The organism is Paenibacillus algorifonticola, from assembly GCF_050481745.1.
Lineage (GTDB): Bacteria > Bacillota > Bacilli > Paenibacillales > Paenibacillaceae > Pristimantibacillus > Pristimantibacillus algorifonticola_A.
Genome location: NZ_JBCNGR010000024.1, coordinates 187,776 through 193,938, shown reverse-complemented (window position 1 = coordinate 193,938; position 6,163 = coordinate 187,776). Strand labels below are relative to the sequence as shown.

Sequence of the window (6,163 nt, the reverse complement as noted above, 5' to 3'; positions counted from 1 at the left end):
GCATTCCATATGGAATGCGAAGGCTTGTTTTGCTTCAAGAAAAGGGCTGCCAAGTGTTATTCTAATACATTGCGAATATCACAGCAAAAATAGCGCCCCCGACGCCAAGTATCGTCAGAAATAGTGGAGGCGCGGATAAAATAATGCCTGCAATCGCCATGCCTTTGCCGCTGGAGGAGCGCTTGGAGGCCAAACCGAATATAAATCCGAGCAGGCTGAATATGAAAATGAGAATAGCAGAAATAATGACGCTGGCCATTCCAGCTGTATCACTGGCATATGGATTTAGTGCCGTCCCAATAAAACTGAACAAGCCTCCAACGCACAGCAATACACTGATAATGCCAAAAATAAGCGATATAATGGCTAAGGCCAGCCTATTTGTTGGCTGTTTCTTATTTGCAGCTTGTGGTGCGGGCTGCGCAGCAGGGGAAGGAGCGGCTTGACGGGCTGCTGCAGTTGCTTGTCCGGCAGCAACTCGCGGATTGGCGACTGGCCGCTGCGTTTGGGCACTGGTAGGCCTTGCTCCCGAGGGTTGCCCAGGTCTATAGGGCGTTGTTCCTGGTTTTCTAGGCGGTGTTTGCAATAATAGGACTCCCATCTATAGTTATATCGTCTCAATATACCTTTCATCATTCGTCAAAGTTTTCCAAAATCCTCTTTTTGAATTTTTGTTTATACTTATATATTATTTTATATTAGCGTGACTAGGGCGTGTCTGAGAACTCTGAGGACAGCAAATTTTGCCGAATTTTCGTTCCATGCAAGGCGCGTTTGTGAAGGCGTACCGGGGGTACGTCAAGCAAACGGAACGAAGCAGGGGGCGAAAAGGCGGTGAAAGGGGCCACTGAACGGGTTTTCAGACACGCCCTAATAGAGTAGGCTGCCAATCAATAAGAGAAGATGTAGTAATCGTCATGATTTTGGAAGACATGGAGCGAATGAATTAGCGTAATCTGACATAGAAGGTTAGAAGAAATTTCCAAAAATATCAAAAAAAGCTTCACAAACGATAGACTCTCGTAGTAATATGAAATCAGCTCCAAAAGATTGTAAATATTTCCTTATTAGGCGGGTGATAGGTTTAAGTTTAACTGCCAGCAAAGAAAGGTAAATGGTCCGTCGCAATCGTCTCTCATCCAGATAACAGCTTTGGCATCCGCCTGAATGAACAATCAACAGGAATTCGCTCGCGCTCATAACCTAGTATTCATATTGGAGGAGTGTATTTTTATGAAAAAGAGAGTAGCTTCCATTGTTGCAGGTATGCTCGTATTTGGTTCATTCGCTTCGATAGTCGCAGCAGAAGAAAGTAGCGATTCAAGCGATTTTTTCACTGATTCCTCGCAAATTTTTATTACGGCGCCAGATTGGGTAGCTCCTTTGGCTGTATCGCCTGAGGAAAAGGTATGGGGCTATTTGGAAAGTGTTAGGGATAAATTGAATGTTGGCACGGAAGGCGACATTCGGGATCATTTCCGCATTGTCGAGCAGCAGACTAATCGTTCAACGGGGATGATCCATTATAGACTGAGCCAATATGCGTCTGGCATTCCTGTATATGGTGCCGATCAGACGCTTCATGTAGACAGTGAGGGACAAGTGACGTCGCTGCTTGGAAGCGTTGTTGAAAATGTGCAGGACAAGCTTCCGCAAACGATCGCTCCGGTCATTCCGATTAGCGAAGCAGATGCAATTGCCGCTGCCGAGGCCGACGTGGCTCAGGAGTATGGCACGCTTGGCGAGCCGCAAACGACTCCTAAAGCAGAATTGTATTATTTTGTGCAGGATGGCGAACCGGTGTTGTCTTATATTACAGAAGTGAATGTACTGGAGCCCGAGCCGCTGCGGGTTAGATATTTTATTGCGGCAGAGACGGGCAGCGTATTGTTTAAATATAATATTTTACATGAAATAACGGGTTCGGGAACAGGTGTTAACGGCGATAGCAAAACGTTTGAAACAAGGCTCGTAGGTTCCTCTTATCAGCTGTATGATGCAACGCGCGGGGGAGGCATTGCAACCTACAATGCAAATAATGGCCTCTCGCTTCCGGGGACGCTCTTCTCCAGATCAACGAACATATGGACGGATGGTGCTGCTGTTGACGCTCATGCTTATGCTGCAAAAACCTATGATTATTATTGGCAGAAATTTGGCCGCAACAGCTTGAACAACAATGGTCTGCAGCTCCGCTCCACCGTACATTATTATACGAACTATAACAATGCATTCTGGAATGGCGTACAAATGGTGTACGGCGATGGCGATGGGGTAACCTTTAAGCCGCTGTCTGGCGATTTGGATGTAGTTGGGCATGAGTTTACGCATGGCGTAACCGAATATACGGCTAATTTGGAGTATTACGGCGAGTCAGGGGCCATTAACGAATCGATCTCCGATATTATCGGCAATTCCATTGAAGGGGATAACTGGCTGATCGGGGATGATGTATACACGCCAAGCCTTCCAGGCGACGCGCTTCGCTCGCTCGCTGATCCGACTTTGTATAATCAGCCCGCCCATTACAGCAACCGCTATACGGGTTCCGCTGACAATGCCGGCGTGCATATCAATAGCGGCATTAACAATAAAGCATTTTATTTGCTGGCACAAGGCGGAACGTTCAGTGGGGTGAGTGTTACAGGTATCGGCAGGGAGCAGGCGGTACAAATATACTACAATGCGCTCGTGTACTATTTGTCGACATTCTCAAACTTCTCCGCTACGCGTGCAGCAGTCATTCAATCGGCAACGGAATTGTACGGCGCAACTTCGACGCAAGTAGCCTCGGTTAAACAGGCCTATAATGCGGTAGGCGTATATTAATACAATAGAAGTACAATGAAATAAAATAGGGAAGAAAGGCCAATCAGGAAATTCTGGTTGGTCCTTTTTTTGAAAAAAGTTTATAAATCACATAGTGAAAAGCTGCTCATTATCTTCTTGGCTGGTCTTGCCTATAACCAACTATCGCGCTATGCTTGTATTAGTATTTATTACATAAGTTAAGGATCGATAAAAATGAAAATCGGATTTTTGGATTCGGGCATTGGAGGATTAACTGTAATGGCAACGGCAATTCAAATGCTTCCCGGCCAGGATTATCTTTTTATGGCTGATAATTTGCACGTGCCTTATGGAACGAAGTCGAAGGAAGAAGTCAGAGCCTATATTTTGGAAGCCGTTGAGACGATGGTTGGCGAGGGGATGGATGCGCTGGTTGTAGCCTGCAATACGGCCACTAGCATTGCGGTTGCCGAGCTGCGAACCATGTACTCTTTCCCTATTGTCGGTATGGAGCCGGCAGTCAAACCAGCCGTTGAGATGAACCGCAAGACAGGGAAGAGGGTGCTCGTGTTCGCGACACCGTTGACGCTTCAGCAGCCAAAGTATTATGCCCTTGTCTCACGTGTGGACGATGAGGGGATAGTAGATTCCTTGCCCCTTCCAGAGCTCGTCCATTATTGTGAGGAGCTGCAGTTCGACAAAAGCATTATGAGCGACTATTTCCGCTCCAAGCTTGCTGACTATGATTTGGACCGTTATGGCATGATTGTGCTGGGCTGTACCCATTATCCTTTCTATAAAGGGCTGCTCCGCGAAATATTGCCGCCGCACATTCAAATTATAGATGGCAATGTGGGAACGGTAAAACGTCTTATGGCGCTGCTAAGCCGTGTTGGCATGGTAGGCGGCGTACGCAGCGGCAGCGTTCGCTTTATGTGTACCGGCAATGATGCTGCTTACATTGAGAAAACCCGTACCGCATTTGAATTGATCAGCGAGAACAACGTACAGAATGAAGAAATAATGAATGAATAATGAATGAAACAGTCTAAAGCTGATGCCTACTGTATTGGGGCGGCTTTAGGCTGTTTGCTTTTTTCCTCCAGTATAGCCTGTAAATGCGTTCATTTGAGCTTCGTAATCCAAAAGCCCAGCACGACGACGGCAAGCCCGGCGATCGTTTTCCAATTCGGCATTTCCCGCAAAAACATCATGCCAATGATTACACAAACCAAAATTTCAATGCCTTTCGACAAGGTGAGGGCAAAGGTCAGATTGCCAAACCCTTTATACATAAATTTGACGCCAAAGCCAATCATGACATTTGCAGCAAAAATGACGGGCAGGAGCTTGAACTGGTACCAAACCGTGGCCCAGAACACGGGATCAATATGCTTGCTCTGATAAGCGAATACGGCATTCACCGCGAATAATCCTCCAAGCAGCAGGGCGACAGCATAAACGAGCAGCATGCGTTTACGGCTCCTTTCATTCATTAATTCCGTTGCGCTTATATGTTGCCCAAGGGAAAGAATTTTAAAAGGAGGCAATTAAAAATAGCAGCAAAAGCAGCCCTAAATAAATCAGCCCTGTCGTTTCCCAAGAGGAAAGCGACAGGGCTGATTCGTTTGTTTATTCATATTTTTTAAACGCGGTTTTATCATCCTGGACATTTTCCAAATACTTGATTTTTCCATCGTCCGGTAGTTTGGCAATATCGATTCCGGTTTTAGCGTATACAGCACCTTCTGCTGTTTTGCCGCATACCGCCCAGTTCGTCTGGTAAGAACCGTTGTCTTGCAGCTCCCAGCTGTCCCACATATGCTTGATATCGCTATTGAATTGATGGAAGGTTTGAATAAAGCTCTCAAAACCGTTGCGCTTCGTTCCATTTAAAACAATCTCTACATCAGGTGTGAAGAGAGCCAGCAGCTTCTCCATTGCCTGCTCATCTGTACGGGAGGCATCAAAAAATTGGAAATAATCGTCTAGTATTGCTACTTTTGTCGTGTTATTCATCATCATGGCTCCTAATTCTTGCACCTATTACGCAGAAATAAATAATCAGTTCGATAATAATCGAACTGGTGACAGCTTAGCATAAGCCGCCAAAGGAATGCAAGGAATAGTTTGAATAAACTCGAACATTGAAACATGCTGCCAGATATGATACGTTGGGCATTATGAGAACTGTAAAATTACCAGAAGCCAATGAAATGAAGCTCACAACGGTGCTTCACGCGCTGAGCGACCCTGTGCGGCTTAAAATTGTTTTATGTTTGGCCCGGACAGGAGAGAAAAACTGCTCCTCTTTCGAGGTAGAGCATCTGTCCAAATCGACGCTATCGCATCATGTCAAAATATTGCGCGAAGGAGGAATTATTCAGCCGCGATTTGAAGGCAAGCAGCATTATTATTCAGTTCGCCGGGACAATCTCGACTTATGTTTTCCAGGGCTGCTGGATTCCATTCTGGCAACGGACGAGCAGTATATTTAAGAGAATTCCAGGGGGAAATAAAAAAAGCGGCCGCTTGGCCGCTTTTTTTAATGCTTATTAGCGTTTCTCGGACACCGGAACCGCATTGTAATATTCATCGAGCGTAATTTCGCGCTCGTTAAGCTCTTTAGCCAGTTCATTGCCGACATATCGAATGTGCCAAGGCTCATATTTATAGCCGGTAATGTTGTCTTTCCCTTCGGGATAACGAATAATGTAGCCATATTCCCATGCATGATCAGCGAGCCAATTCGCTTCAGGCGTACCCGCAAAGCAATCCTCTGCCGCACATTTGCCATCCGCACCCGTAACATCAATTGCAAGGCCAGTCTGATGCTCACTTGTCCCTGGAACGGCACTGTACATGCGGGCGGCTTCTTCGCCGTCTTTTTTCACATAATTGTCGAACAGTGTTTTTTGGCGATCATAAGAACGGTAGCCGGAAACGCCAGCGAGCTGAATGCCATCACCAGATGCTCCGGCGAATAATTGCTCCAAAGCGTCAGCCGCTTCCTTGCGCAGCATGCGCTTGTCGATTTTCTCAGTGAAAGTGAAAGCTACATCGGGATATACCAAATCCTGCGGCTCATAGCCTTCCGGCAAGCTGTATTGCTTATTTACGAGCACGACGGCTGCAGTAGGGTTCGCTACGACAAGCAAATCGTCAACCGTACCTGACGTTTCCTGCACGGCGGTATCTCCTGCTTCCCCAGCAGCATCGGTATTCGCATTGCTTGCTGGCGATTGGCTCGCTATAGGCGATACAGTTTCCTGCGCGCCAGTGCAGCCAAAGGCAAACAGCAGCAGCAGAACCATCAAAGCTTGTCCTGTCCTTTTTAACCTCATGTTCAAAAACGCCTCCTCATATGATCCCT

General features: G+C 46.5%; 7 protein-coding genes. 3 read left to right on the top strand and 4 right to left on the bottom strand.

What is annotated here, in order from left to right; translation table 11 throughout:
- Nucleotides 1-61: 61 nt before the first annotated feature.
- On the bottom strand, nucleotides 62-586 hold the full coding sequence (locus ABEW34_RS20480) for a hypothetical protein (protein WP_430161201.1): 525 nt from the start codon (nucleotides 584-586) through the stop codon (nucleotides 62-64).
- A 647-nt stretch (nucleotides 587-1,233) separates the two neighbouring features.
- On the opposite strand from ABEW34_RS20480, the gene ABEW34_RS20475 reads away from it, so the two are divergent.
- Both ABEW34_RS20475 and murI read left to right on the top strand, forming a co-directional pair.
- The gene (locus ABEW34_RS20475) at nucleotides 1,234-2,829 is read left to right on the top strand and encodes a M4 family metallopeptidase (RefSeq protein ID WP_430161200.1); all 1,596 of its coding nucleotides are present in this window, start codon (nucleotides 1,234-1,236) and stop codon (nucleotides 2,827-2,829) included.
- Nucleotides 2,830-3,024: 195 nt separating this feature from the next.
- Nucleotides 3,025-3,825 carry a glutamate racemase gene (murI, locus tag ABEW34_RS20470; RefSeq protein ID WP_430161199.1) on the top strand — a complete coding sequence of 267 codons (801 nt, stop codon included), beginning with the start codon at nucleotides 3,025-3,027 and terminating at the stop codon, nucleotides 3,823-3,825.
- Between the two features lie 89 nt (nucleotides 3,826-3,914).
- Here murI and ABEW34_RS20465 read toward each other — a convergent pair whose 3' ends face one another.
- Together ABEW34_RS20465 and ABEW34_RS20460 are read right to left on the bottom strand one after the other, a co-directional pair.
- Nucleotides 3,915-4,262: a hypothetical protein gene (locus ABEW34_RS20465; RefSeq protein WP_430161198.1), complete on the bottom strand. Its 348-nt coding sequence runs from the start codon at nucleotides 4,260-4,262 to the stop codon at nucleotides 3,915-3,917.
- 160 nt (nucleotides 4,263-4,422) lie between these two features.
- Complete coding sequence (locus tag ABEW34_RS20460; RefSeq protein ID WP_430161197.1) at nucleotides 4,423-4,809, bottom strand: nuclear transport factor 2 family protein; 387 nt, start codon at nucleotides 4,807-4,809, stop codon at nucleotides 4,423-4,425.
- A 164-nt stretch (nucleotides 4,810-4,973) separates the two neighbouring features.
- On the opposite strand from ABEW34_RS20460, the gene ABEW34_RS20455 reads away from it, so the two are divergent.
- Complete coding sequence (locus tag ABEW34_RS20455) at nucleotides 4,974-5,288, top strand: ArsR/SmtB family transcription factor (protein ID WP_430161196.1); 315 nt, start codon at nucleotides 4,974-4,976, stop codon at nucleotides 5,286-5,288.
- A 57-nt stretch (nucleotides 5,289-5,345) separates the two neighbouring features.
- Here ABEW34_RS20455 and ABEW34_RS20450 read toward each other — a convergent pair whose 3' ends face one another.
- Nucleotides 5,346-6,134 (bottom strand): M15 family metallopeptidase, encoded by a 789-nt coding sequence (locus tag ABEW34_RS20450; RefSeq protein ID WP_430161195.1) that lies wholly within the window; start codon nucleotides 6,132-6,134, stop codon nucleotides 5,346-5,348.
- Nucleotides 6,135-6,163: the final 29 nt, after the last annotated feature.

Coding starts and splice junctions, on each gene's coding strand:
- ABEW34_RS20475 (WP_430161200.1), top strand. CDS start 1,234: ATGAAAAAGAGAGTAGCTTCCATTGTTGCAGGTATGCTCGTATTTGGT.
- murI (WP_430161199.1), top strand. CDS start 3,025: ATGAAAATCGGATTTTTGGATTCGGGCATTGGAGGATTAACTGTAATG.
- ABEW34_RS20465 (WP_430161198.1), bottom strand. CDS start 4,262: ATGCTGCTCGTTTATGCTGTCGCCCTGCTGCTTGGAGGATTATTCGCG.
- ABEW34_RS20460 (WP_430161197.1), bottom strand. CDS start 4,809: ATGAATAACACGACAAAAGTAGCAATACTAGACGATTATTTCCAATTT.
- ABEW34_RS20455 (WP_430161196.1), top strand. CDS start 4,974: ATGAGAACTGTAAAATTACCAGAAGCCAATGAAATGAAGCTCACAACG.
- ABEW34_RS20450 (WP_430161195.1), bottom strand. CDS start 6,134: ATGAGGTTAAAAAGGACAGGACAAGCTTTGATGGTTCTGCTGCTGCTG.